The following is a 1,896-nucleotide window of genomic DNA, read 5'->3' as shown; positions in this document are numbered from 1 at the left end:
GGCCCAGATACCCGGTGCCGCCGAGGACGAGAATGCGCATGTGGTACTCAGGCTCCCTTGAGCAGCAGGGACTTGCGGGTGGTGAACTCGGCGTTGGCGCGGTCGTAGTCGTCGGGGCGGCCGATGTCCAGCCAGTATCCGTCGAACTCGTAGGCGTGCGGGGGGTTTCCGGCCTTCAGCAGATCGAGGACGAGTTCGTCGAAGCCGAGCGGCAGGCCGGGTGTGTAGCCGTCCAGGGTGGCGCGGCTGAGGCCGTAGACGCCCATGGAGACCCGGTAGTCCATGCTGGGCTTCTCGGTGAACGCGACGACCCTGCTGGCGTCGGTGGTGAGCACGCCGAAGTCGATGTGCACCTTGCGGGCGTAGGTGGCGATGGTGAGCGGCGCGGCGGAGTCCTGGTGGCGGCGCAGCACGTCGGCGTAGTCGAGGTCGGTGAGGACGTCGCCGTTCATCACCAGGAAGGTCTCGGGCAGCCGGTCTCTGAGACCCAGCAGCGGGCCCATGGTGCCGAGCGGGCTGTCCTCGGTGGCGTAGTCGACGGTCATGCCCCACTGGGAGCCGTCGCCGACGTAGGCGCGGATGATCTCGCCGAGGTGGCCGATCGCGAGGGTGCAGCGGGTGAAGCCCGCGGCCGACAGCTGGCGCAGCACGATCTCCAGGATGGCGTGCTGGTCGCCGATCGGGACGAGCGGCTTGGGCAGCGCGGTGGTGTAGGGCCGTAGCCGGACGCCCTTGCCTCCGGCCAGGATCACTGCGTGCATGGGGCTCCTCCTTGGTGGGGCGGTGCGTGCCGGTCGGGGTCAGATGTTGTAGATGCCGGTCTTGTAGCGGGCCAGGTTGGCCGGGTCGCGGAAGAACTCCACGGTGTGGGCGAGCCCTTGTTCCAGGGTGTGCGCGGGCTGCCAGCCGGTGGCCTCGGTGAGCCGGGTGGCGTCGCACACCAGCCGCATCACCTCGGAGTTGGCCGGCCGGATACGGGCGGGGTCCGCGCGGACGTCGAGGGCGGTGTCCATCACCTTGCCGATCAGCGCGACCAGGTCGCCGACGGAGATCTCGCCGCCGGTGCCGGCGTTGAAGGTGCGGCCGACGACCTGTCCGGCGGGGGCGGTGCCGACGGCGAGGAACGCCCGGGCGGTGTCCTTGACGAAGGTGAAGTCCCGGGTGGGCCTGAGGTCGCCTAGGGTGATGGTGCGTTCGCCGGCCGCGACCTGGCCGATGACGGTGGGGATGACCGCGCGCATGGACTGCCGGGGCCCGAAGGTGTTGAACGGCCGCAGGGTGACGACGGGGGTGTCGAAACTGGCGTGGTAGCTGTCGGCGAGCCGGTCCCCGCCGGCCTTGGAGGCGGCGTACGGGGACTGGGTGTTGATGGGGTGGTCCTCGGTGATGGGCACCGTGCGCGCGGTGCCGTAGGTCTCGCTGGTGGAGGTGTGCACCAGCCGGGGGGTGCCGAGGGCGCGGACGGCCTCCAGCACGTTGAGGGTGCCGGTGACGTTGGTGTCCACGTAACTGTGCGGCGCCTGGTAGGAGTACGGGATCGCGATGAGGGCGGCCAGGTGGTAGGCGACGTCGGCGCCGTCGAGCAGGGCGCGGACCGAGCCGGGGTCGCGGACGTCGCCGAGGACGATCTCCACCTGGTCCAGCACGTCGGGGGCGAGGGTCTCCAGCCAGCCGTAGGAGGAGAAGGAGTTGTACTGGGCCATGGCCCTGACCCGGTGGCCGGAGGCGACCAGGGCCTCGGTGAGGTGGGAGCCGATGAAGCCCTCGGCTCCGGTGACGGCGGCGAGCGGTGCGGAGGTCAACTGAGGTGTCCTTCCGATGGGTTGGGGAGGGGACGGGGTCACACGTGCCGGGCGGGCCGGCCGAGCAGCAGCAGCGCGTACGTCACCAGCGCCA

2 protein-coding genes are annotated in these 1,896 nt (G+C 70.6%); both read right to left on the bottom strand.

The annotated features are described in order from the left end of the window. Window positions 1–47: 47 nt before the first annotated feature. On the bottom strand, window positions 48–761 hold the full coding sequence (locus tag H5J33_RS33455) for a sugar phosphate nucleotidyltransferase (protein ID WP_181798444.1): 714 nt from the start codon (window positions 759–761) through the stop codon (window positions 48–50). Window positions 762–800: 39 nt separating this feature from the next. Further along, complete coding sequence (locus H5J33_RS33450; RefSeq protein ID WP_181798443.1) at window positions 801–1,802, bottom strand: GDP-mannose 4,6-dehydratase; 1,002 nt, start codon at window positions 1,800–1,802, stop codon at window positions 801–803. Window positions 1,803–1,896: the final 94 nt, after the last annotated feature.

This window comes from Streptomyces sp. WELS2, assembly GCF_013870595.1.
GTDB lineage: Bacteria > Actinomycetota > Actinomycetes > Streptomycetales > Streptomycetaceae > Streptomyces.
The sequence above is the reverse complement of the archived record's forward strand: the minus strand, read 5'-3'. Positions and strand labels throughout refer to the sequence as shown.